We start from the raw sequence: 22,399 nt of genomic DNA, 5'->3' as shown, positions 1-22,399 counted from the left end.
ACAACTCCTTACACGACTGTTTTCTCTTGATTAAACTTCCTGACATCGACAAATCGGCCATGTATGGCAGCCATTGCAGCCATTGCCGGGCTGACAAGATGCGTTCTTGCACCCTTCCCTTGACGTCCCTCAAAGTTACGGTTTGATGTAGATGCACAGCGTTCACCTTCTGGCACCACATCGTTATTCATGCTGAGGCACATACTACAGCCAGATTCTCTCCATTCAAATCCTGCTTCTAGGAAAATTTCATGAAGACCTTCTTCTTCTGCTTGCAGTTTGACACTTTGTGAGCCAGGAACCACAATCGCTCTGACATGATCAGCTACTTTTTGTCCTTCAATCATAGAAGCGGCTTGGCGTAAATCAGTCATTCTTGAGTTCGTACATGAGCCAATAAACACATGCTCAATCGTAATATCTTCAATACGCTGATGCGGGTGAACCCCCATGTATTCATAAGCACGTTTTGCTTCTTTTTGGTCATCTTCTTGTGCAAAATCTTCAGGTCCTGGAATTGCTGCATCCACAGGGAGCACCATTCCTGGGTTAATTCCCCACGTGACCATTGGTGAAATATGATTTCCATCTAAAACAATGGTTTTATCATAGGTCGCACCCGGATCTGTTCTTAATTCTTTCCATTCTTTGATCGCTGCTTCGAAATCTTCACCCTGCGGTGCGTATTTGCGTCCGCGGCAATATTCAAAGGTCACTTCATCAGGTGCGATCAATCCTGCTCTTGCGCCTGCTTCAATTGACATATTACAAACGGTCATCCGCTCATCCATTGACATGTTTCTGAATACTTCCCCAGTGTATTCAATGACATAACCTGAACCGAACTTCACGCCATGTGCGCCAATGACTGCTAAAATGACATCTTTGGCTGTTACCCCTTTTTGAAGCGTTCCGTCTACTCTAATTTCTAGTGTCTTCGGACGCTGCTGCCAAAGTGTTTGTGTGGAAAGCACATGCTCAACCTCACTTGTGCCAATCCCAAAGGCAAGTGCACCAAATGCGCCATGAGTAGATGTATGACTATCTCCACACACGATTGTTTTCCCCGGAAGTGTTAAACCAAGCTCTGGTCCAACGACATGAACGATTCCTTGGTCTACACTGTGAAGGTCAGCTAGACGGACCCCGAATTCAGCACAGTTGCGCTCTAGAGCACTGACTTGCTTCTTCGCAATCTCATCTTTGATCACAAATCGATTCACAGTCGGAATGTTATGATCCATCGTCGCAAATGTGTTTTGTGGTCTTCGCACCTTGCGCCCTTTTTGTCTTAATCCTTCAAATGCTTGAGGTGACGTCACCTCATGCACCAAGTGCAGATCAATATATAAAAGGTCTGGTTTTCCCTCGCCATTTTTGACAACATGCTGATCCCATATTTTTTCGATGATTGTTCGAGGCATAACCCTTTTTCCTCCCTCTACCTAATTCAACAAGATTTCTATTTATACAATGGTTTTCGTACGTTGTTTGAGTGCATCTACAACGGCTTTCGTGATATCATCAGTCGTTTCATACGTTCCCTCTTTTGCTGCTAGGTCCTTTGTTCGTTTGCCAGAGGCAAGAACGGCTTCCACAGCTGCTTCAATTGCAGCCGCTTCTTCTTCTAAAGCAAAGGATGTTCTAAGCAAGCTGGCTGCTGACAATATAGTAGCCAGAGGGTTTGCGACATTTTGCCCCGCAATATCGGGTGCTGAACCATGAATCGGCTCATATAAATGTAGGCCGGTGCTTGATAAACTAGCAGATGGCAACATGCCGAGTGAGCCAGTAATCATAGATGCTTCGTCACTTAAAATGTCACCAAACATATTCTCTGTCACGATGACATCAAATTGAGCGGGCTTATAAATAAGCTGCATCGCGGCATTATCGACGAGCATGTGCTCATATGCGACATCTGGATATTGGGATGCAACTTCTTCTACCGCATCCCGCCATAGTTTACTCGAAGCGAGAACATTTGCTTTATCCACAGACGTTACTTTTTTCCGTCTCGTTAACGCCATGTCGAACGCTTCTTTTAATACACGAACAATCTCTTCCTTTGTATAAAGAAGTGTATCAACCGCAGCTTCTTTTCCTTCATCATCCGTGTAGCGCTCACTTGGTTCGCCAAAGTAGAGGCCTCCAGTTAATTCACGAACGATGACGAAATCTACTCCGCTAATGTGATCTTGTTTTAACGGTGAAGCCTCACTCAAGCTATCAAATACTTTGACAGGGCGGATGTTCGCAAATAAGTCCAGCTGCTTGCGAATGGAGAGCAAGCCTTTTTCTGGGCGAAGTTCTGGCGGGTTTTGATCCCACTTTGGTCCGCCAACGGCTCCTAATAAAATCGCATCTGCGCTTTTGCACACTTCTACTGTTTCTTTAGGGAGCGGATTGTTTTTTTCATCTATCGCTATACCGCCAATGAGAGCTGTTTCGAATTCAAATTCGTGTTGAAATTGAGCCGCTGTCTCTTTCAGGACAGCGACGGCTGATGTGACGACTTCCGGTCCGATTCCATCGCCGGGCAAAAGTGCAATTTTCTTTTTCATGAGTCCCTTCCTCCTTTCTTATGAGATGGCGTGATGTTTCTCAATTTCTATTAGGTTTGATTTAAAGATTAAATGTCTATTCACTGCATTGACGTAAGCTTTAGCCGATGCTTCCAGCACATCTTGCGCTACACCGCGTCCTGCTGTTTCTTTTCCTTCTATTGAAACAGTGACATATACTTCCGCTAGTGCGTCTCTGCCTTTTCCATTGGATTGAATACGATAATCTAGCAAATGAATTCTTTCCTCCATACAGCGCTCAAGCGTGTTGTACACAGCTTCTACACTGCCTGCACCTGTAGCTGCTTCTTGAATGACTTCCTGCGTTTCTTGATTTTTAAGAGAGACTGTTGCTGTCGGCATTTGCTCTGTCCCATAGTGAACTTGAAGACTTTCAAATTCATAGCCAATTTTACGATCTGCTACTTTTTCTTCTAATATAATAGAGATCAAATCATCATCTGTGATTTCTTTCTTCTTCTCTGTTAAGTTCTTAAACGTTTCGAAGAACTTATTGATTTCTTCTTCAGTCAATTTAAAGCCGAGTGTTTTTAAGCGGTCTTTAAACGCGTGTCTTCCGGAGTGTTTACCAAGGACAAGCACATCTGTTGTGACGCCTACAAGCTCTGGAGAGATAATTTCATAGGTTGTTTTTTCTTTGAGGAATCCATCTTGGTGAATACCTGATTCATGGGCAAATGCATTGTTTCCAACGACTGCTTTATTACGCGGTACAATCATACCTGAGTATTTGCTCACTACATCACTTGTGCGCTTAATTTCATTCAATTGAATCGTTGATTCGACCTGATAGAAATCTTTTCGAATGTGAAGAGCGACTGCAATTTCTTCTAAAGCAGCATTTCCTGCGCGCTCTCCAATACCGTTGACAGCTGTTTCAATTTGATCTGCTCCATTTTCAATGGCAGCAAGTGAGTTCGCTACAGCCATTCCTAAATCATCATGACAGTGTGCTGACAATATGACTTGATCGATATTTGGAACGTGTTCCTTCATATATTTAAAGATATTTCCGTACTCTTTTGGTGCTAGGTATCCAACAGTGTCAGGCAAGTTAATAACACTTGCGCCTGCGTCGATCACTTTTTCTACAATTTCTGCTAGGAAAGAAAGATCTGTCCGGCATGCATCTTCTGCTGACCACTGAACAACTGGGAAGCGCTCTTTCGCGTATTTCACCATTGAAACAGCTTGTTCAACCACTTCTTCACGTGTTTTCTTTAGTTTATGCTTGAGGTGAATGTCAGAAGTCGCAATAAAGACGTGTATTCTTGGTTGAGCTCCATCTTTTAATGCGTCCCATGCAGCATCAATGTCACCTTTCACACATCGTGCAAGTCCTGCAACTGAACAGTTCTTAATCGTTCTTGCAATTTCTTGTACGCCTAAGAAATCCCCTCGGGATGAAGCGGGAAAACCCGCTTCAATGATATTAACCCCAAGGCGCTCAAGCTGCTTAGCAATGATTAGCTTTTCTTGTGCATTTAAGTTCACTCCTGGTGATTGCTCTCCATCTCGAAGTGTTGTGTCAAAAAAATTAATTTTTCGCACCGACGCTCACCGCTTCCTTTTTCTTTCCTTGTTTAACGAAAGGCATCATTTCACGAAGCTTTCTTCCGACGATTTCAATTTGGTGCTCATTTTCATTTGCATTGATCGCATTGAAACGTGGACGATTCACTTGGTTTTCAACAATCCATTCTTTCGCGAATGTTCCGTTTTGGATGTCAGTCAAGACTGCTTTCATTGATTCTTTTACTTTTGCATCCACAACGCGTGGTCCTGATACGAAGTCACCCCACTGCGCTGTATCAGAGATTGAATATCTCATACCTTCTAATCCTTCTTCATACATAAGGTCAACGATCAATTTCAGTTCATGCAGACACTCGAAGTATGCAAGCTCTGGCTGATAACCAGCTTCTGTTAATGTTTCAAAACCTGCTTTTACTAATGAAGTAAGACCTCCACAAAGAACTGCCTGCTCACCGAATAGATCCGTTTCTGTTTCTTCTTTAAATGTTGTTTCAAGAACGCCCGCTCTTGCTCCACCGATTGCTTTTGCATAAGCAAGTGCTTTGTCTTTCGCTTGACCTGATACATCTTGGTAGATAGCAAATAGTGCAGGTACACCAGCGCCTTGCTCATATGTTCTTCTTACAAGATGTCCTGGACCTTTTGGAGCCACAAGATACACGTCTACGTCACTTGGAGGAACAATTTGATGGAAGTGAACGTTGAATCCGTGTGCGAATACAAGTGAATTCCCTGCTTCTAATTGATCTTTGATTTCTTCATCATATACTTTCTTTTGCTGCTCATCTGGAAGTAATACCATGACGACATCTGCTTGTGCTGCTGCTTCTTTTACTGTGAATACTTGATGACCGTCTTCTTGTGCTTTTGTATAAGATCCGCCTTTTCTTACGCCGACAATGACATCTACGCCGCTCTCTTTTAAGTTCAATGCATGTGCATGACCTTGTGATCCGTAACCAATGATAGCTACCTTTTGACCGTTTAATACGTTTTCTTGAATATCACCGTTATAATATACTTTTACCATTTGACTCTCTCCTTTTGTTTAGACAATTGAAATTGTTTTATTTGTTTGCGGCTTTTGCTGATTATCTCTCGCAAAGGCCGTGGTGCCAGTTCTGGCGACTTCTTTAATGCCGTATGGCTTAAGTAATTCAATGAGTGCTTCAATTTTTGAAGACTCACCTGTCACCTGAATGACGACACTTTCTCTGCTTACATCTACAATAGAAGCCCTAAAAGGTTCAATGACCCCCGTGATCTCCATTCTAGATGCTGGTGCAGATACGACTTTTATCAAAGCCAGCTCTCGCTGAACGATTGATTGGTTTGTAATATCCGTTACTTTGAGGACATCGATTTGTTTGTTCAGCTGTTTTGTCAGCTGTTCGATGTCTTTCTCCTGGTCTACATGGACGACGAACGTGATGCGTGATACATCTTGAATCTCAGAATGGCCGACCGTAATGCTTTCAATATTGTAGTGTCGTTTAGTAAAAAGGCCTGTGATTCTGTTCAGTACGCCTGATCGATTTAATACAGTCAACACAATAATTCTTTTCAAGGTTTCACCCCCACCATCTCATGAAGTCCTTTCCCCGGTGCTACCATCGGGAATACTTTCTCATCTCTCGCTACATTGACATCGATGAAAACAGGCTCTCTAGACGTTAATGCTTCTTCTAGCTTTTCTTGCGCCTCTTCGTCTGATGAGATTCTGATCCCTTTAATGCCATAAGCTTCAGATAATTTCACGAAGTCTGGCTGCTCTGAAAATTTAGAATGCGAGTAGCGTTCTTCGTAAAAAATTTCTTGCCATTGTCTTACCATTCCAAGACTGTGATTATTGAGAACAATCACTTTCACTGGAAGGTTCAGCTCACGGATAACGGCAAGTTCTTGCAGGGTCATTTGGAAACCTCCGTCTCCTAAAATCGCTACAACCGTTGCCTCTTGATCAGCTAGCTGCGCGCCAATCGCTGCCGGTAAACCAAATCCCATTGTGCCAAGCCCACCAGATGTCACCCATTTATCGGCATTTTCGAATGGATAGAACTGTGCAGCCCACATTTGGTGCTGTCCGACATCAGTTGCCACAATGGCTTCACCTTTTGTAAATTGATGAATGTATTCGATCAGCTTTTGAGGCTTAAAGCCTTCAGCTTCGTTTTCGACATACCAGAGTGGATATTCTTCCTTCCACTGATTTAGCTGGCTCTTCCACTCGTCTGATTCACCTTGTTTCCCGTCCTGCTTGATCAGTTCTTGAAGCACTAGCTTACTGTCACCAACAACTGGGATATGGGTGTGAATGTTTTTACCAATTTCCGCTGGGTCGATGTCAATATGGGCCACCTTCGCATGCTTTGCAAAATGATTGAGGTTGCCGGTTACCCTGTCATCAAATCTCGCTCCGATTGAAATGAGTAAGTCACATTGATGAAGTGCCATGTTCGCTGCATATGTGCCGTGCATACCCGCCATTCCTAGGAAAAGAGGATGCTTTGCTGGGAATCCACCAAGCCCAAGCAATGTATGAGCGACAGGGATTTGCTGCTGCTCTACATATTGCCTTAATTCTTCCGACGCTTTGCCGTGAAGAACGCCAGCTCCTGCTAGAATAACTGGTTTCTTTGCTCTGCTTACAGCTTCTACTAACTTGCGAATTTGCAAATAATTCGGCTCAATTTTCGGCTGATAACCAGGCAAGTCGATTGGCTGATCGTATTCAAATGTCCCTTCAATGCCAGCGACATCTTTTGGAATATCAATCAAGACTGGACCAGGTCTGCCGGTTGTTGCGATGTGAAATGCCTCTTTAATGACACCCGGTAACTCTTCTGGACGTCTCACTTGATAGCTGTGTTTTGTGATTGGCATTGTGATACCAAGTACATCTGCTTCTTGGAAAGCATCTGATCCAATGACTGAGGTTGCCACCTGTCCAGTGAAGATAACCATAGGTAGTGAATCAATCATCGCATCCGCAATTCCTGTGACTAGGTTTGTTGCCCCCGGTCCTGATGTGGCAATAACAACGCCTGGTTTACCAGATACTCTTGCGTATCCCTCCGCTGCGTGAATCGCTCCTTGCTCATGTCTTGGCAGGACATGAAATAAACCAGAATCGTAAATTTTATCGTAGATCGGTAAAACAGCTCCGCCAGGATAACCAAAAATGACTTCTACTTTTTCTCTTTTGAGTGCTTCAATTAACATGAGTGCACCGTTCATCGTTTGTGGTGCATTTGATTTTTCCGTCTCCATTTGTACATTTGTCCCCATTTGATTTCCTCCTCTTTGTCTTGCTTCAGTCAAGTCCTTTCACCCTTTTCCATTCAAGATAGAGATATGAGACCATATAAAAAAGCCTTCTCACCCCACAATGACACTACTTTTCACTAGGTCAAAGGGGCGAAAAAGCTTTGTTTTTCGCGGTACCACCCTTGTTCACGGCAAATCATGCTGCCGTCTCATGGACATCTTTCATCCATTTTGGTAACGAGTGATGCAATGTCACTCGGTCTGCCCTACTATCTTTTCAAGCAGACACTCAGAGGTGAGTTCACTTTAGAAAGTAACACCGGTTTCCAGCTAGCACCGGCTCTCTGTAGATACTGACTCTAAAGCTACTAGTCCTCTTCAACGTTTATCGATATCTATTTAGCTTGCGTGAATGTTTTCATCGGTAAAGACTACTTTTTCTCCTTCTTCAACGACTCGCTTGCGGAATTGTTCAAGAAGTTTGTTTGTGTGGAACCCTGGTTTTCCTTCGCCAATGATACGGCCGTCAACTTTTACAACAGCGATGACTTCGGCAGCGGTTCCTGTCAGGAAGACTTCTTCAGCTGTATACACATCATGTCTTGTGAAAGGTTCTTCTTTCACTTCGTAGCCTAAGTCTTCTGCAATCTCCATGATGGCATTTCTTGTGATGCCTTCAAGAGCGCCGATATAACCTGGCGGTGTATAGAGCTTACCTTTTTTATAAATAAACACATTGTCTGCAGAACCTTCTGCCACGTACCCTTGATCGTTCAGCATCAGCGCTTCACTCACACCGGCCATATGGGCTTCGATTCGGACAAGGATGTTATTCAAATAGTTTAATGATTTCACTTTTGGACTTAGTACGTCAGGACGATTTCGCCTCGTTGGTACTGTCACAATATCAATACCTGTTTCATATAGGTGCTTTGGAAAGATGGCCAGCGGCTCTACAATGATCACTGTATTGGCTCTCCCACAGTTGTTTGGATCTAAGCCAAGATCACCGGCTCCTCTTGAGACAACAAGGCGGATATAGGCATCTTTTAGGCCGTTCCTTTCAACTGTATGAATCATTTTTTCAGTGAGCTCCTCAAGTGAATATGGAATGTTCAGCATAATGGATCTAGCGGAATCATACAGGCGGTCTAAATGTTCTTTCATTCGAAAGATATTTCCATTATATACACGTATTCCTTCGAACACACCGTCACCATATAAGAAGCCATGATCATAAACTGAAATTTTCGCATCCTCTTTTTTCACGAGTTCATCGTTTAAAAAGATCCACTGTTCCTTTTGGTCTTCCATCTTCAGTGAGCACCCTCTCTTTCAAACAAAAAGTAGTTGAATTTTCAGACACTTTATATTGAAGTGTCTCACGCTTACTCTGCGTGTCTGTTTGCTTTTGTTGAACCCATCTTACGCCGCTTTCCATACAGTGTCAACAGCATTTTTAAAATTATTAGACAATTTAGACTAATCAAAATAAAATGTATACGCTTACACCTTTGCTAGACAAGGAATGAAAAAACTTAAAATTTTTTGTATTTTTTCTTCAATTTATTTACTCTACATGAACGGTTTTCTTTTGAACAAGCTTTTGTAATATTTTTTCACACGGTTTTTGAAGAATATTGTGAGATTTCATTGCGTTTGTTTTTTTCTTCAGCATGCCTTTCTAAAGCGTTTTCCTATAAATTTATGATAGAATGAGAGCATCTAATAGAAGGAGGGCAATACATGGCTAACATCAGAGGTTATATCGGAACGTATACAAAAGGTGACAGCAAAGGAATCTATTCTTTTACTTTAAATACGGACAAGCAGCAGATTGAACAAGTAGAAGTGGCTGCAGAACTTGAAAATCCTACATATTTAACTGTCTCAGATTCTCAAAAGTTTGTGTATGCTGTTGTGAAAGAAGGAGCACAGGGCGGTCTTGCTGCGTATCAAATTGATGCCGACACCGGCGCACTTCGTTTCATCAACCAAGAGCTTGCCGATGGGGCTTCTCCTTGTCACGTCAGCGTGGACAGCCAAACGAAAACGGCGTTTACAGCAAACTATCATAAAGGAACAGCAGAGATGTACGAAATTGATGCTGAGAACGGCTCAGTGATCCGCACGCTGTCACAGGCACAGCATGAAGGTACTGGACCAAACGAAGACCGTCAAGAAAAACCGCACACTCACTTTATGGGTTTGACACCTGATGAACAATTTGCAGTGGCTGTTGACCTTGGCACAGACGGAATTTATACGTATAAGAAAGAAAATGGCATACTTGAGCTTGCCCATACATTTGAAACAAAACCAGGCAGCGGACCTCGTCATATCACATTCCACCCAACGAAACCTGTGGCCTATGTCATGACAGAGCTCAGCTCAGAGGTCATTGTACTTCGTTACTTTGAAGATGGTCATTTCGAAGAGATCCAAACGATCGCAACCATTCCTAATGACTTCACAGAGAATAATCAAGGCAGCGCCATTCATGTGTCTTCTGACGGTCAATTTGTGTATGCAGGAAATCGTGGACATGACAGCATTGCCATTTTCAAAGCAGATCATGACGGCAAACTAAGCCTCGTTGAAATTGCTTCATCTGAAGGAAATTGGCCTAGAGACTTTGTCCTTGATCCAACAGAAGAATTTCTCGTCGGCTCAAACCAAGAATCTAGCAACCTTGTGTTATACAAACGTGACAAAGAAACCGGTCGACTCACTGTCTTACAATCAGACATCACCGTTCCGCATCCGGTTTGTGTGAAATTTTTAGGATAATGAAAAAAGCCTCCGTTTAGGAGGCATTAGATTGTTGACAAAGGGCTAAAATGAACTTTATTTTAGCCCTTTGTCTTTTTTTCAGCGTAGTTGAAAACCCTTGAAGTCTAGGAAGAACGAGCACCGGAGCGGAGCGAATTTGACATTCGTAAGCACCGAAGCGCAGGACTGACAAAGAATGCGAGGGTTTGTCTACACGCTGAAGCCTCCGTTTAGGAGCCTTTTCTTTAAGCAGACGGCATACCGCCATCTTCAAGCTTTTGATCAATGAAAGACGTATCGCTTTTTTCACCGAACCATTTTCCCAGCCTGTCTTTTGCTTTTCCTTTGACATCGTCATCAATGTACATTGCGACTTGAAGCAGAGCAAATGTGATGGCGCCTAGATCATCTGTGTAGCCGATCCCCACCAATGTATCAGGGATTAGGTCAATCGGAAGGATAAAATACCCTAGCGCCCCAATGATGAGGGTCTTCGCTTTAACCGGTACTTCGGGTTTTTGCAATGTATAATAAAGTAATAACACAGCATAGACAAGAGAAACTCCAGCTTTTTGTGCCGTCTTTTTTAACTTTTCCCAAAAGGCATGATCATTAAAATGCTTCTTTGAACGCTTTAATAGTTCTTTTTTCTCAGAACGATTCATCGTATCGCCTCCATATTCAGCATAGCCCTTCCACCTTATTTATACAAGAAATCCACTCATTCGACAAACAAAAAGCAGCAGAAAGCTGCTGCAATCTACTGCTCTTTGTAAAACTTTTCGATCGCCTTATCGATGTATACCCATCCTTTATACGACACATGAATCGTATCCTTAAAGAAATATGGGTCATACTCATGCGAAGTCAAATCTGCGACTTCATACCCATTATCTCGAATTTGACGATTGATTTTTTGATAATAATCTGTACGTCCCTCTTTCGGAAAACCAGTGTAATCATACCATTTTCCGTTGACAGGAATCGTCACGAATAAAGGCTTCGCCCCTGCCTGTTTTAAAATATCCAGCATGATCTGGAAATCTTTATATTCAGGTGATGCTGCATAAGAATTGTCACGACGAGAATCCTTCATCTTTTTCATGATCGGCTTCAGCTTACGATCAAACAGTCTCTGATCAATATAAAACGGGTTGTCCCCTGCTTTTTCGGATCCTAAGACGCTCGCTTCTTTTTCAAGCTCAGTCCATGTTTTCCCTTTCACTGAAGGAGACGGACGATGCTTGCGCTCATGCCCAGACCCGATCGTATAGTACATGTCTTTCTTTTGAAGCATGCCATAATACATTTTTGCAATAGGAGAAATCGCGCCATAAGCGAATTTGTTCCCAGAAAGCTCTGCTTTAAAAAGCTCTGTGATGACCATGTCGTTCTTTACTGCCTTAAACTTCATGATTCTTTTGATGAGCTTTTTTTTCACAGCTGGATCAATTTCTTTATTATAAGCAAGATCAAGCGCCTGAAGCGCTGAATAGTTAGGAGCAAAGTGATTCTCGTCTGATCCCCCTTTGACAAACCACTGCGGGGACACGATAAACACAAGCTTTTTCCCTTTTAATTCATCCATATGCGCTGCAAAGTTCATGGCATGAATTAATGATTGCGATCCACCTTTTCCAACAAGATAAGGTGTAAACCCTTGAGGATTTTCATGAAAGAAATTCGAAGGGTGATATGGATCAAAACGTGATAGTTCAGAAGATCCATAGATCGGCAAATAAGTTGGATCTTTTAGCATTTCATCTTGTAAATAAAGCCCTTGGAACATCCCTGGATCTAATTCTGTGGCTGACTTTTGTAATTTGTCTTTTGGGATCAGATGTGAGAGCCATGCATTTGGTACAAGAAGAACACCAATGAATAGAACAGCCGCTAAAATAAGCGGCCCAAAAAAACGCTTTTTCATTACTTCATCTCTGCCAGCTGCTCAGCAATGTGATTCGGTGTATCCCACACATCACGATCAAACTCTGTAATCGGAACAGTAATTCCAAGTTGACTTTCAATTGCCATAAGTAGTTCTACTGTACCAAATGAATCTAGAAGACCTTCGTCAAAAATTGCAATCTCTGGATTTTCTTTCACAACGTCGTCCTGACAAACCTCTGCAATAATACCGTATACTTGATTTTTAAATTCCATAATTTTCTACTCCCTTAATCATTAATGATGAAATGGTTTTCCTGAAAAAATATAAAATCCGAAACAAATCACATGGAATGTAATAATGATCGACACAACCATTGTGACCTTATTATCCGGCCACCACTTGTGCTTTTTATTCCACTTCTCAAATAAATTGTAACCGGACATCACAACTGCATGGTATAGTCCGTAAATAATGTATTGAAGGGCGAGACCATGCCAAGCACCCATCAATAGAAAGAGGACAAAGTACCCAATATTTGATACAGCCATGCGGTTCTTGATCCACTTCTTTTTTGTCATAAAGAACACAAATCTCATAAACACGTAGTCTCTGAACCAGAAGGACAGCGACATGTGCCAGCGATTCCAGAAGTCTTTAATATTCCGGCTGATAAACGGTTTGTTAAAGTTTTCTGGTGATTTAATGCCCATGATATAACTCACACCTACAGCAAATGCTGTATATCCAGCAAAGTCAAAGAACAAATACATACTGTACGCATACATATACGTTAACTGTTGAACAAAGTGACTGCTACTAATGTGATGAATATTCATGAGAATATATGTGTGAATGAGATAACCAATAATGAACTTATATAAGAACCCAATAAAAATTTTATGAATCCCTGCATATAGAAGGTCACTGTACGCTTCTTTTTCAGGCGGTGTATCCATATCCTTTTCAAACCGGCGATAACGATCGATTGGACCTGATGAAATCGTCGGGAAAAAGACGATGAAATAGACCAAACGGTGAATCGGGATTTTCTTTTTAATCAAGCCGTCTCTTGTCTCGATAATTAACTGAACACCTTTAAATGTTAAGTACGAGATCCCCAAAAAGCTCAGCCAGTTCATTGGCGGCGGTTGATGCGGATGATGAGTTAAAAAGAACGGTAAAATCTTTGATAGCACAAGCGGCAAAATCGATGCCACCACTGCCATATAGAAGACAGACGCACGGTTCGCCTTCAGCCGGTACGCAAGGTATAGGCGGATGATCAAGACTTGCCACACTGTAAACAAGAACAGCAGCAATGCGCCATGTGCATCCTTTGAGAAAATAAGCGCGAGTGCCACAACCGTTGCAAACATGTTGTAGCCCTGCATTCTTTTGCCGCGAAGACCAAGAATCATCGTCGGCAGAAGAAGAATACCAATTAGAATGAAGAAAAAGAATGAACTAAACGGAATCATAGAAGAACCTCTTTCGCGATTCTTTTACGATCAACCTTCCCGTTTGGCGTCATGTACAGCTGCTCAAGATAGACAAACTTTCTTGGAATCATGTACGCAGGCAGTGAATCCGCCATTTCTTTCTTAATTGCACTTGTCAGCTGATATTCTTTTTCAAAAGAATGCTCAGTTGGGACAATTACTGCAATTAAGTAGTCCACATGCCCGTTTGGCTGGAATGGCACAATCACACAAGCATTGACATACGTTGTCTCGCTCACATGATATTCAATTTCTTCAAGCTCCATTCGGTATCCATGTAGCTTAATTTGATAGTCCAGACGACCGTGGCACGTAATCAAACCATCCTGCGCCACACCTGCGTCACCTGTGCGGTAAGCAGGGCGTCCTTCGTATTCAAAGAACACTTTATCCGTTAAAGCTTGTTCACCTAAATAGCCTCTCGTGACGCTTGGCCCCACGATGACAATTTCCCCTTTTTTCCCATCAGGGAGTGTCTTGCCTTCTTCATCTAAAATGACGATATCTGTATCCGGTTTGGCATAACCCACTGGTAAAGAATCGTGCTGATCAAGAATGGCCTGGGTGACTTCAATCGATGTGATCGCAACAGTTGCTTCAGTTGGACCATACGTATTAAAGACCTGCGCCTTAGGAAAACGCTCAAGAAGCGCACTTGCTACAGAGACAGGAAGTGCCTCTCCGCAGAACAAGAAAACTTTCAACTCTGGTAAAAGCTCCCCTGTAAAGGAAGGATCCATTAAGCACATTTGCACAAAGGAAGGTGTTGATGTCCACACTTCAACGTCAGATTGACCAAGCGCTGCAAACATATCCTTCGGCTTGTTGACAAGTTCTTTCACTAAACAGTATAGCGTGCCGCCTGATTGAAGCGCTGGATAGAGATCCATGACTGATAAGTCAAAAGAAAACGGCGCTTGATTTAAGAACGTGCGCCCCTCGCCGATTGGGAAGTCGCTGCACATCCATCCTGTAAAGCTTTCTAAATTGCTGGCTGTTACCTGAACGCCTTTCGGTTTCCCGGTACTGCCAGACGTATAAATAATGTAGAAAACATCATCTTGTTGAACCCACTGCGTGGATGGCGGTGCTTCTTTTTCAAGCGATAACAGCGATGCCGCACTCTTTACTTCAATGTGTTCTTCTACATCTAATACATTCTGCTCATTTGCACAAATCAATAGACTCGCTTTTGAGCTTTCAATAATTGAGACGATACGTTCAGCAGGTATTGAAATGTCGACCGGAATATAGGGTCTGCCTGATTTCACAGTGCCTAAGAAAGAAATCAGCATCTCTGGCTCCATATGACCGTATACAATGACAGGTGCACTGTCAGTTGCGACTGTATCAATCGCACCAGCCATTTGGTCTGATAGACGCCAAAGCTCATCATATGTGATCGAAGCATGTTGAGAAACAAATGCTGGCTGTGTCGGTTTCGTTTGTTGGTATTCATGAATCGTGTGTAATAGTTTCATAGTTTAATCTCCAATTAAAAATCGTTGTAAATGAATGATCCCGTATTTGCTGTATGGAATCCGTAAATAAAGAACAATAATAGCAAAATAAGTAAGTAAAAGCTTGTATATCCTATCCATTTTACAGACTTATTTTCTGATAGCTTTTTGAATAGCATATTGATAACCTCTTTTCTTTTGACACTTATAAAGACGCATGGATCATCAAAAGAGTTTCATATCAAAACATAAAAATTTTAAGAATTGATGAAAAAAAGATGTCCAAAGTATGAACGTGTCTTCGGGCAAAGCTGTCTTATTGTAACAAAGATTTAATGTAATTGAAATGAAATGGAAGCTTAAATTTGCCTTAAAATTGGTGAAAACTGTCGAACAAACGCAAAAGCCACCTAGTTTGACTAGATGGCTTTGATATCAATTACTTCTTATATTTATTGACCTCGAACATGAGAATGTTGTTGAATACCACATAGTCCTTTTTACTTTCAAAAGGACCTTTGTTGTTGTCATGCTCGTTAATTTCATAAAACCCAGGACCTTCGCCGGCATCTCGCTTTTTGTACCAGGATAGGAAAGCGTTGACTTCTTTCATTGAAAGGTCATACTCCTTTTGCAAACCATTGACCATTGTGATGATGAGAAGAGCATCGCCGTCTTCATCTGTTGTATCGTCTTTTGGTGGTGTGGTTGGTTCTGGGTCTTTGTCACCAGGTGTTTCGGTTTCAGTGTTTTTAAGACTCTTTAATGAGACAGATAAATTAGATTTGAAATTTGCTCTAGCGTTAGTAGGGGCACTTGAACTTTGTTCAACTCCTCCAATTACATAGAGTGTATCATCAACAAGTGCGGATACATGTCCCATTCGATAAGGTGCAGAAGTGTTAGGTATAGTTTTTGATGTCTTAGTTTCTAAATCATAGAGTGTAACTCTAGAAACTCCACCCGTTCTTATAATATAATTTTCATACATGACTGCAGAATAATAGGGTGCAATAGCTCCACCACTACTAACTCCCCTCCATTGATCTACTATAGGATCATATTCATAAATTCCTTTTACTAAGACCTCTGATCCAGATAAAATGTAAAGCTTATTCTTCACAACCACTGCATTTCCCGAAGTAGCTTCAAAATTAAATTTTTTCTTTTTGGTCCATTCTTTTGTTTTCAAATCATAACTAAAGGTATTGTTGTACCTATCTGCCTTTAATGCACTATCGTATCCAACTACATAGATCTTCCCATCAATGGCACCTGCATATAAATTGTAAGCAGATACCTTTCTTTCAAACGGGAGCTCTACTGAATCTTCCCAAGTATCCATTTTGATATTATAAACTTCTACGCTATTTGTTAATCCTTGTTCTGTTCTCCCCCCCATTACATATATACGATCATCAACAATTACACTGGCAGCACCCATGCGGCCTGTCTTCATACCAGCTTTTTCTGACCATTTATCTAACTTCGGATCATATACATAAGTAGTATTAGAATATGCCTTACTGGGACCTGTTCCACCTATTACATAGATTTTTCCATCATATACTTCACTTACAGCTCCTACTCTTGCATCTGGAAGCTCTTCTCGTTTTTCCCATTCAAGCGTTTCTGCTTTTATTGATTGTAATGGATAACTTAATGCAGAAAATAATAAAATGAAAATAAAAAGCCATTTTTTCAATATAACCACACTCCTTCAATTTGTTTACACAACAAATATCGGATAGTTATTTATTTTTTTCATATTTTTGTTACTTTTATATATATTTATTACTTATTTACTTACTGTCTCCCCAATACGCCTGTAAATTTCTAAAATCAGACTTCCGCATTAGAATCAATTCATATTTTTGTATTCCTCCATCAAAAAAACCCATGATTCATGGGTTTCTCATCAGTCCATTATTAAAAAATCCGTCACAAGACAAGCAGGTTCCCCGTTTTCATCCAGCCTCCAAAGCTTGGATATACACTGTCCCCAAAACCAATAGAAAAGATCTCTAAATCAGCTTTCTCCTGAAAGCGCGTGACTAACTAGCTTCTTGTATCCTCATAACATTTCTCAAATTTCTCTTCAAGTACATCATATATGTAATCATGTTCGGAAAGCATAAATGTCAAAGCATGCTCTTCTATAAAATATCCTTTTCCAGTATCAACTCTGTAGCCAAAGAACTGCTCCCCTTGTCAATCACTGATTTGATTTTGTACACCCCAGAATTCCTCCTTACTCATTTCATATTCTCCTTCTACTATACACCTTAATTTTTTAAGTTAGAGAAAGAATGTTCTTTCTATTTAACATTAATCTCTGCGGTGACTGAGCAGGAAATTCGTAAGGCTGTTAAAAAGCTTGTCTTAATTAATGTTGTATTAGAATGAGATAAAGAGAAGAAAAAATGAAGGTTCATTAAAAAACGCCCTTCCAGTGGGAGGGGCTGTGTAATTAACTATTTTCTTTGGAGTATTTTTTTATCAATGATTCACTAATCCTGCTTACGATATAGATCGCAACCGCTAAAATTAGCATCAACGGAAACATACCTAAACGATTATCTGCAACATAAACAATGATCCCCACAATGATAGCTACTACGATTGCCGTTAAAAAATGCTTCACCGCCATCTCACTCCTTTGTTTAAATCATATAAATTCTATTACATAAAAATTGGAATTAAAACATTTTTTCTTATAATGAAATTAAATTACATTTTTTCATAGAAAGAAGGCTGCGTTTGCTGGGATGGTATCTGGTTATATCTCGGCAAAAGGTGAAATAAAATTAAAAGCAGTACAAAAGTATAGATGGATTAAGAAGTATACTAAAGCTGAATACCAAGCAAATACAAAACAACCACAACAAAAAAATGGATCTCGGAAGTAGATACTAAAATCGATCGTGTTAAATAACAAAAAAGTCCCTTCATTATTATGGAAGGGCTTTTCAGTTTACTATTGTTACCCATCGTGATATTCAGATGCAGACGTGATATACACATGCTTTCAAGGTTGTTTAGTCTAGGCGTTTGTTTGAGTCTAGTTCCACTATGTGATGTGCCATGTCCGCAGGTACGACACGATCTTGTTTTAAACAGCTTTGACAAAGATAATTGTCTCTCATTAGAACAAGTTATCTTGTCTGTTTCCATTCTCTTGATTTATAAAAACTTGTTGTTTTTTTATCTCGAACATGTTTGTTGTAATACTTCTCATGCTGCTGCTTACCATCAGCATGAGAAGTACAATAACCATCCCTTGTTAACTCCCTACACCCTCGCACCTTACACTCTCTCAATGGTTTAGGTGGCATTGGATTCACCAGCTTCCCTCTGATCTATCATTGCAAACAATACAAAGGCATGAAGATGTCCTACCTTCTGTACGGCATAAAACTCCCTGTACTGCATTTGATATGATGCTAGATAGGATCGCACTGATTCATAGGAAAGAGTCTGGCTGACATGCAGGAGGCTGTCTATAGCATGCTTATCCCTTACACCATAAGAACCAAGCATCCCTAATCCCCTGATGATCTCCCCGTCCGCCCATATGCATCCCCTTTTATTAAGGGCTTTAAGACCGTTATACAATTGGTCTGTCCTTATTGCGTGTCCAATCGCTGTATTGATGATTAGTTCCCTGAGTGAGTTGTCCACGTTGTGTCCCTCCCCAAAATAAAAAGCACCCCGATGGGTGCTAATTTCTATAATATCTATATTTAGCTTTTACACTTTTCTTTCCATCTTCCAACGCATTGAATATATATCTGCATTTTTCCACCTTACTATACAGATTTTCATAATCATATTTTTGTCTATTGATAAATATAAATTGTTGGTGAGATTCAATTAGTTCTACCAAATCGTAATCAATATATCTATACACAATATTTTTGTTTTCTGCTAGGATTTTATTAAATTCTCCAACGAATGTATGAAAGCCAGCTTTCACTTCTTCTTCATTAATGTCAGAATTATTGAAAGTAAGCTCTAAAAGATACAAGCCATTAAAACTGGGTCTTAGCAAATATAATAATTCATCAATTTTAGTCAAAGTTTCAGTTACATTGCTCATAAAAACTTCTTTTTCTCTGTGCTGGATCTGAATCCTAACTCCGTAATACGTAATTGCCCCGCCTAATATCGCTCCTGTAAAAGCAATTATTCCGGCCCATATAGTTTCTTTATCCTTAAAAAACAAATTTATAATTCCTGAATAAATCAGTAAATCTCCAATAAATAGAGAAAGTATTATAAAGATTAGTATGATGTCTTTTTTATCAAGTCTCATATCTTATCTCCTACCATTTATATTGGAAGATAGCGATTAAACGGGCCTATCCGAAAAATTATCGAAAGTACCTCCAAAAGATTCTTTTTATTTTTAGAAACTCTTATAACTTCAATTTGTCATTCTAGTGACAAACAGTCATTTGATTGCAAATTCACTTCAAGAAATTTCACTAAATAAATATGAGCTAAATTCGTCTATATCCAACATTGCATTACCTGATTTATCTATTCTCATACTTATTCCAATATCGTTAAGTAATATATCCATTATAAATTTTGAAGTAAATTGGCCAAATTTTTTTGTTGCTAAATCCGCTAAATCACTCAAGTAAAGATCTCCTTGTTCAAAAAATACATCGAGCTCTACGACTATAAATTCACAAAATTCTTTCATTAATTTCTTCTTCTTTTTTTCATGAAACTCCCTTGCTGTAAGTTGAAAAGGAGTATTCCTTTCTTGCATTGAAGAAAATGCACGGTTATCAGAAATAGACATAGCATTATATGCTTCGCTTACTTTTTTAACTTCTGAAACAGCAGATTGATCCAAACCACCTTTTACCTCTATGAAACCAAGGGAACTAAACATATAGAAGCTCTTCTTTGAATGAAAAGAAAATTCATTGAGAAGCTCTATTCTAGGACCAATAGTTCTTCCTTTTGCTTCATACCACCAATCTTCTTTTTTTTCATCAGTTAGAAAAATTACACTGGATTTATTTTTTTTTGCATAATCTAATACTTGTCTCCAAAGAATATAGTCACCATACTTATTTTGTATCTGTACTCCATTGTAAAACCTAATACCTTTTTTATCTTTTAAGTCCTTATATCCAGGAGGTATATTCTTAGAGAATCTATCGTCTGCATCTACCATTATTAGTTTAAGTTCATCCTCGGTATAAGGGTCACCCACTCTATTTTTATATAGTTCGTTAATTTCAGATCTAATTAAATCTTCTTTCAATAGATCGTCTTTTTCACTTATGTTTTTAAGATCTTTAACCTTTCCTTCAATCACAGTTTTAATTTCTTTCACTAAGAACTCCACATCATTTATGTGTCTTTTTTTATACCTTGATAAATCACTATCAAGAAATTCTTTAACTTTTTTCGGGATTTTTTCAAAAGCATCACATACTTTATCATTTGATCCCCTCTGTTCTAAAATAACTGATTTTCTATTGTAATGATATTCTAAACCCACTTGATGTGGCATCCATAAATTATCTTTATATTTATTAAGTAGTTTAAGAATTTGTTCTGATGTTTCCTTGGTATATCTGTACAAATTGAGTAAAACATTTGTGTCTAGAACAATGATAGACTCTCTCCAAATTTTCTCATCACTTTTATCAAAGTAAAACTCGCGGAATTTTTCTTTCATTTTATTTTCCCCCAATTATATGCTCATATTATTTATCGAACTAAATTGGATAATTTGAATAGGTTGTGTATTTTGTCGAACGAAAAAACGACCTCCTCTATGGAAGCCGCTCCTAATATATCACCTAATACCATCATAACCGCTATTAGACAAAACGCTTTGCCAAGATCGTGCCAATAGAAAAGCGCCCTTTAGGCGCTCACTTAACTTTAAGGATGCTAACACTGGTCACATTATCTAAATGAATGAGATAATCTGTTTTCCTATTCACATCAGTATACTCAAACCAACCGCTAGTATTTTTAATTTTGCCTGAAAGTTCTTCTTTACTATCAGCTGAAATCAAAGTTGTTCTTGTATTATCGTTATCGAACTTAAAAACCACTTTAAAATTAGGCAATTCGCTCACCTCCCACCTTTATATCGACAGGACAGAAGCATTTGAAATGATTTTGCAAACTTTGTCGAACGAAAAAGCGCCCCCCCCAAAGGGAAGCCGCTCACAATTTATCACCTAATACCATCATAACCGCTCTCAGACAAAATGCTTTGCCAAGATCGTGCCAAAAGTGTGCCATTTTCAAATTAAAGTCCAAATTGATCCATTGACTCATCAATTCTCTTTTGCTTCTCCAAACTACGCTGCTTTGCTTTTTCACTTAGAAATACATCATCAAATCTTGAAGTTTTATAAGTATATGCCTTCTCGACATTTAATTTGGGTTTCAATATATTAATTATGTAAGTTTCATAGATGTCTCTTTCTGTTTCGTCATCGCAGAAGAAACCACTCACTTCGTCAAAGTTATGAGCCACATCTTTTAGCGATGTTGTCCCTGCGAAATGACCTTTAACTCTTCCTCTCAATTCTTTCGCCTTACCAACATACAAAACGTCATCGTTACATCCAAAGATGATATATATCCCGCTCCGATTCGGGATGTTGTGCAGTTCATCCTTTTTAAAACTGAATATCATTTGAGGAATTTCAATCTTTATAGACATTAATATTTCTCTCCTTATAACTACACCATATTACATAGCGTGTTGTACTCGCGAAATCGCTGTAATGCTTGATACATAAAGGTATTTCTAAACCTCTTTAACGACTGCACTCTAGGATATTTTTTGGTGCAGTAATATTTTAACAATTATATCTTAAACTTCATCATTGCGTAATCCATATTGTCTTGATTAATTCCGTGATATCTGGACTAGAATGATTGAATATTTCTTGCAGCATGGCCACATCTTTTGTCTGTTTATAAAAATGGTAGCCGAAGGTCTTCCTTAATGTGTGCGTGCCTATTTCAGTAATGTTCACTTGTTCAGCAGCTTCTCTAAGAATGCGATATGCCACCGACCTATCTATAGCTTTGTTTTCCCCTTGCCTGCTTTTGATCACGTATGAACCGTCTTTTAAGTCCTTAGCATAGGCAATCAATTCATTTCTAACTGATGGAGGTATACGAATTCTCTTTTGCTTCTTAGTTTTTGTTTCTCTGAGGACCAGATGTGTTTTCAGCAAATCTTCTTTTTTGATCTTAAGGATATCAGATATCCTTAAACCGGTACTGATTCCCAATATGAATAATATATAATTTCTTCTATTTTTCTTTTTTAAATAAGCCTTCATTTGCTCCACCTTTTCAAAGTCTCTTATCGGCTGAACGAAATTCATGACT

General features: G+C 39.7%; 21 protein-coding genes, 2 pseudogenes and 1 other annotated feature. Of the genes and pseudogenes, 1 reads left to right on the top strand and 22 read right to left on the bottom strand.

Annotated features, from left to right (window positions below):
• Positions 1 to 8: 8 nt before the first annotated feature.
• The 7 genes from leuC to ilvE form a co-directional block, all read right to left on the bottom strand.
• The gene (gene leuC / locus MHH23_RS08030) at positions 9 to 1,424 is read right to left on the bottom strand and encodes a 3-isopropylmalate dehydratase large subunit (protein WP_007501575.1); all 1,416 of its coding nucleotides are present in this window, start codon (positions 1,422 to 1,424) and stop codon (positions 9 to 11) included.
• A gap of 42 nt (positions 1,425 to 1,466) precedes the next feature.
• Positions 1,467 to 2,564 carry a 3-isopropylmalate dehydrogenase gene (gene leuB / locus MHH23_RS08025; protein WP_058336574.1) on the bottom strand — a complete coding sequence of 366 codons (1,098 nt, stop codon included), beginning with the start codon at positions 2,562 to 2,564 and terminating at the stop codon, positions 1,467 to 1,469.
• An 18-nt stretch (positions 2,565 to 2,582) separates the two neighbouring features.
• Positions 2,583 to 4,136 (bottom strand): 2-isopropylmalate synthase, encoded by a 1,554-nt coding sequence (locus tag MHH23_RS08020; RefSeq protein WP_008342850.1) that lies wholly within the window; start codon positions 4,134 to 4,136, stop codon positions 2,583 to 2,585.
• Positions 4,123 to 5,151, bottom strand: coding sequence for a ketol-acid reductoisomerase (gene ilvC, locus MHH23_RS08015; protein WP_007501581.1), 1,029 nt, complete (start codon positions 5,149 to 5,151; stop codon positions 4,123 to 4,125). Before ilvC ends, MHH23_RS08020 begins: the two co-directional genes overlap by 14 nt.
• A gap of 18 nt (positions 5,152 to 5,169) precedes the next feature.
• A complete protein-coding gene (ilvN, locus tag MHH23_RS08010; RefSeq protein WP_007501584.1) occupies positions 5,170 to 5,688 on the bottom strand; it encodes an acetolactate synthase small subunit in 519 nt (172 codons plus the stop codon).
• Positions 5,685 to 7,409 carry an acetolactate synthase large subunit gene (ilvB, locus tag MHH23_RS08005; protein WP_008342854.1) on the bottom strand — a complete coding sequence of 575 codons (1,725 nt, stop codon included), beginning with the start codon at positions 7,407 to 7,409 and terminating at the stop codon, positions 5,685 to 5,687. The genes ilvN and ilvB overlap by 4 nt, the downstream gene beginning before the upstream one ends.
• A 122-nt stretch (positions 7,410 to 7,531) precedes the next feature.
• Positions 7,532 to 7,779, bottom strand: a binding site (T-box leader).
• 8 nt (positions 7,780 to 7,787) lie between these two features.
• Positions 7,788 to 8,702: a branched-chain-amino-acid transaminase gene (ilvE, locus tag MHH23_RS08000; protein ID WP_008342856.1), complete on the bottom strand. Its 915-nt coding sequence runs from the start codon at positions 8,700 to 8,702 to the stop codon at positions 7,788 to 7,790.
• A gap of 432 nt (positions 8,703 to 9,134) precedes the next feature.
• Between ilvE and MHH23_RS07995 the strand changes: the two genes are divergently transcribed.
• Entirely contained in the window at positions 9,135 to 10,178 is a 1,044-nt protein-coding gene (locus MHH23_RS07995; protein ID WP_268430258.1) for a lactonase family protein, read from the top strand.
• A 227-nt stretch (positions 10,179 to 10,405) separates the two neighbouring features.
• On the opposite strand, the gene MHH23_RS07990 is transcribed toward MHH23_RS07995, so the two are convergent.
• From MHH23_RS07990 to MHH23_RS07920, 15 genes and pseudogenes are all read right to left on the bottom strand, one after another.
• Entirely contained in the window at positions 10,406 to 10,825 is a 420-nt protein-coding gene (locus MHH23_RS07990) for a YkvA family protein (RefSeq protein WP_008342863.1), read from the bottom strand.
• A 95-nt stretch (positions 10,826 to 10,920) separates the two neighbouring features.
• Positions 10,921 to 12,087, bottom strand: coding sequence for a D-alanyl-lipoteichoic acid biosynthesis protein DltD (gene dltD, locus MHH23_RS07985; RefSeq protein ID WP_144679859.1), 1,167 nt, complete (start codon positions 12,085 to 12,087; stop codon positions 10,921 to 10,923).
• On the bottom strand, positions 12,087 to 12,323 hold the full coding sequence (gene dltC / locus MHH23_RS07980) for a D-alanine--poly(phosphoribitol) ligase subunit 2 (protein ID WP_003216498.1): 237 nt from the start codon (positions 12,321 to 12,323) through the stop codon (positions 12,087 to 12,089). Before dltC ends, dltD begins: the two co-directional genes overlap by 1 nt.
• 21 nt (positions 12,324 to 12,344) lie before the next feature.
• Positions 12,345 to 13,529 carry a D-alanyl-lipoteichoic acid biosynthesis protein DltB gene (gene dltB, locus MHH23_RS07975; RefSeq protein ID WP_041506773.1) on the bottom strand — a complete coding sequence of 395 codons (1,185 nt, stop codon included), beginning with the start codon at positions 13,527 to 13,529 and terminating at the stop codon, positions 12,345 to 12,347.
• Entirely contained in the window at positions 13,526 to 15,031 is a 1,506-nt protein-coding gene (gene dltA / locus MHH23_RS07970; RefSeq protein ID WP_268430257.1) for a D-alanine--poly(phosphoribitol) ligase subunit DltA, read from the bottom strand. Before dltA ends, dltB begins: the two co-directional genes overlap by 4 nt.
• A gap of 14 nt (positions 15,032 to 15,045) precedes the next feature.
• Positions 15,046 to 15,195, bottom strand: a complete 150-nt coding sequence (locus MHH23_RS07965) for a teichoic acid D-Ala incorporation-associated protein DltX (RefSeq protein ID WP_024427820.1) — start codon at positions 15,193 to 15,195, stop codon at positions 15,046 to 15,048.
• Positions 15,196 to 15,449: 254 nt separating this feature from the next.
• Complete coding sequence (locus MHH23_RS07960; RefSeq protein ID WP_433917266.1) at positions 15,450 to 16,715, bottom strand: Kelch repeat-containing protein; 1,266 nt, start codon at positions 16,713 to 16,715, stop codon at positions 15,450 to 15,452.
• 765 nt (positions 16,716 to 17,480) lie between these two features.
• Positions 17,481 to 17,660, bottom strand: a complete 180-nt coding sequence (locus tag MHH23_RS07955; RefSeq protein ID WP_017358156.1) for a hypothetical protein — start codon at positions 17,658 to 17,660, stop codon at positions 17,481 to 17,483.
• 368 nt (positions 17,661 to 18,028) lie between these two features.
• A pseudogene (locus MHH23_RS07950) lies at positions 18,029 to 18,345 on the bottom strand (HNH endonuclease); the annotation flags it as partial.
• Entirely contained in the window at positions 18,335 to 18,691 is a 357-nt protein-coding gene (locus MHH23_RS07945; protein ID WP_268430255.1) for a hypothetical protein, read from the bottom strand. The pseudogene MHH23_RS07950 and the gene MHH23_RS07945, both read right to left, overlap by 11 nt.
• A 40-nt stretch (positions 18,692 to 18,731) precedes the next feature.
• Positions 18,732 to 19,325, bottom strand: coding sequence for a hypothetical protein (locus MHH23_RS07940; protein ID WP_268430254.1), 594 nt, complete (start codon positions 19,323 to 19,325; stop codon positions 18,732 to 18,734).
• A 159-nt stretch (positions 19,326 to 19,484) separates the two neighbouring features.
• Complete coding sequence (locus MHH23_RS07935) at positions 19,485 to 20,714, bottom strand: PIN-like domain-containing protein (protein ID WP_268430253.1); 1,230 nt, start codon at positions 20,712 to 20,714, stop codon at positions 19,485 to 19,487.
• Positions 20,715 to 20,913: 199 nt separating this feature from the next.
• A complete protein-coding gene (locus MHH23_RS07930) occupies positions 20,914 to 21,114 on the bottom strand; it encodes a hypothetical protein (RefSeq protein ID WP_268430252.1) in 201 nt (66 codons plus the stop codon).
• Between the two features lie 185 nt (positions 21,115 to 21,299).
• Positions 21,300 to 21,719: a nucleotide excision repair endonuclease gene (locus MHH23_RS07925; protein WP_268430251.1), complete on the bottom strand. Its 420-nt coding sequence runs from the start codon at positions 21,717 to 21,719 to the stop codon at positions 21,300 to 21,302.
• 146 nt (positions 21,720 to 21,865) lie between these two features.
• A pseudogene (locus MHH23_RS07920) lies at positions 21,866 to 22,395 on the bottom strand (tyrosine-type recombinase/integrase).
• Positions 22,396 to 22,399: the final 4 nt, after the last annotated feature.

It is taken from the genome of Bacillus sp. FSL K6-3458, from assembly GCF_038005045.1.
GTDB lineage: Bacteria > Bacillota > Bacilli > Bacillales > Bacillaceae > Bacillus > Bacillus altitudinis.
The sequence above is the reverse complement of the archived record's forward strand: the minus strand, read 5'-3'. Positions and strand labels throughout refer to the sequence as shown.

Excerpts from the sequence above, each read along its gene's own strand:
- leuC (WP_007501575.1), bottom strand. The coding sequence starts at position 1,424 with ATGCCTCGAACAATCATCGAAAAAATATGGGATCAGCATGTTGTCAAA.
- leuB (WP_058336574.1), bottom strand. The coding sequence starts at position 2,564 with ATGAAAAAGAAAATTGCACTTTTGCCCGGCGATGGAATCGGACCGGAA.
- ilvC (WP_007501581.1), bottom strand. The coding sequence starts at position 5,151 with ATGGTAAAAGTATATTATAACGGTGATATTCAAGAAAACGTATTAAAC.
- ilvB (WP_008342854.1), bottom strand. The coding sequence starts at position 7,409 with ATGGGGACAAATGTACAAATGGAGACGGAAAAATCAAATGCACCACAA.
- ilvE (WP_008342856.1), bottom strand. The coding sequence starts at position 8,702 with ATGGAAGACCAAAAGGAACAGTGGATCTTTTTAAACGATGAACTCGTG.
- MHH23_RS07995 (WP_268430258.1), top strand. The coding sequence starts at position 9,135 with ATGGCTAACATCAGAGGTTATATCGGAACGTATACAAAAGGTGACAGC.
- MHH23_RS07990 (WP_008342863.1), bottom strand. The coding sequence starts at position 10,825 with ATGAATCGTTCTGAGAAAAAAGAACTATTAAAGCGTTCAAAGAAGCAT.
- dltD (WP_144679859.1), bottom strand. The coding sequence starts at position 12,087 with ATGAAAAAGCGTTTTTTTGGGCCGCTTATTTTAGCGGCTGTTCTATTC.
- dltC (WP_003216498.1), bottom strand. The coding sequence starts at position 12,323 with ATGGAATTTAAAAATCAAGTATACGGTATTATTGCAGAGGTTTGTCAG.
- dltB (WP_041506773.1), bottom strand. The coding sequence starts at position 13,529 with ATGATTCCGTTTAGTTCATTCTTTTTCTTCATTCTAATTGGTATTCTT.
- dltA (WP_268430257.1), bottom strand. The coding sequence starts at position 15,031 with ATGAAACTATTACACACGATTCATGAATACCAACAAACGAAACCGACA.
- MHH23_RS07955 (WP_017358156.1), bottom strand. The coding sequence starts at position 17,660 with ATGGCGGTGAAGCATTTTTTAACGGCAATCGTAGTAGCTATCATTGTG.
- MHH23_RS07940 (WP_268430254.1), bottom strand. The coding sequence starts at position 19,325 with ATGAGACTTGATAAAAAAGACATCATACTAATCTTTATAATACTTTCT.
- MHH23_RS07935 (WP_268430253.1), bottom strand. The coding sequence starts at position 20,714 with ATGAAAGAAAAATTCCGCGAGTTTTACTTTGATAAAAGTGATGAGAAA.
- MHH23_RS07925 (WP_268430251.1), bottom strand. The coding sequence starts at position 21,719 with ATGTCTATAAAGATTGAAATTCCTCAAATGATATTCAGTTTTAAAAAG.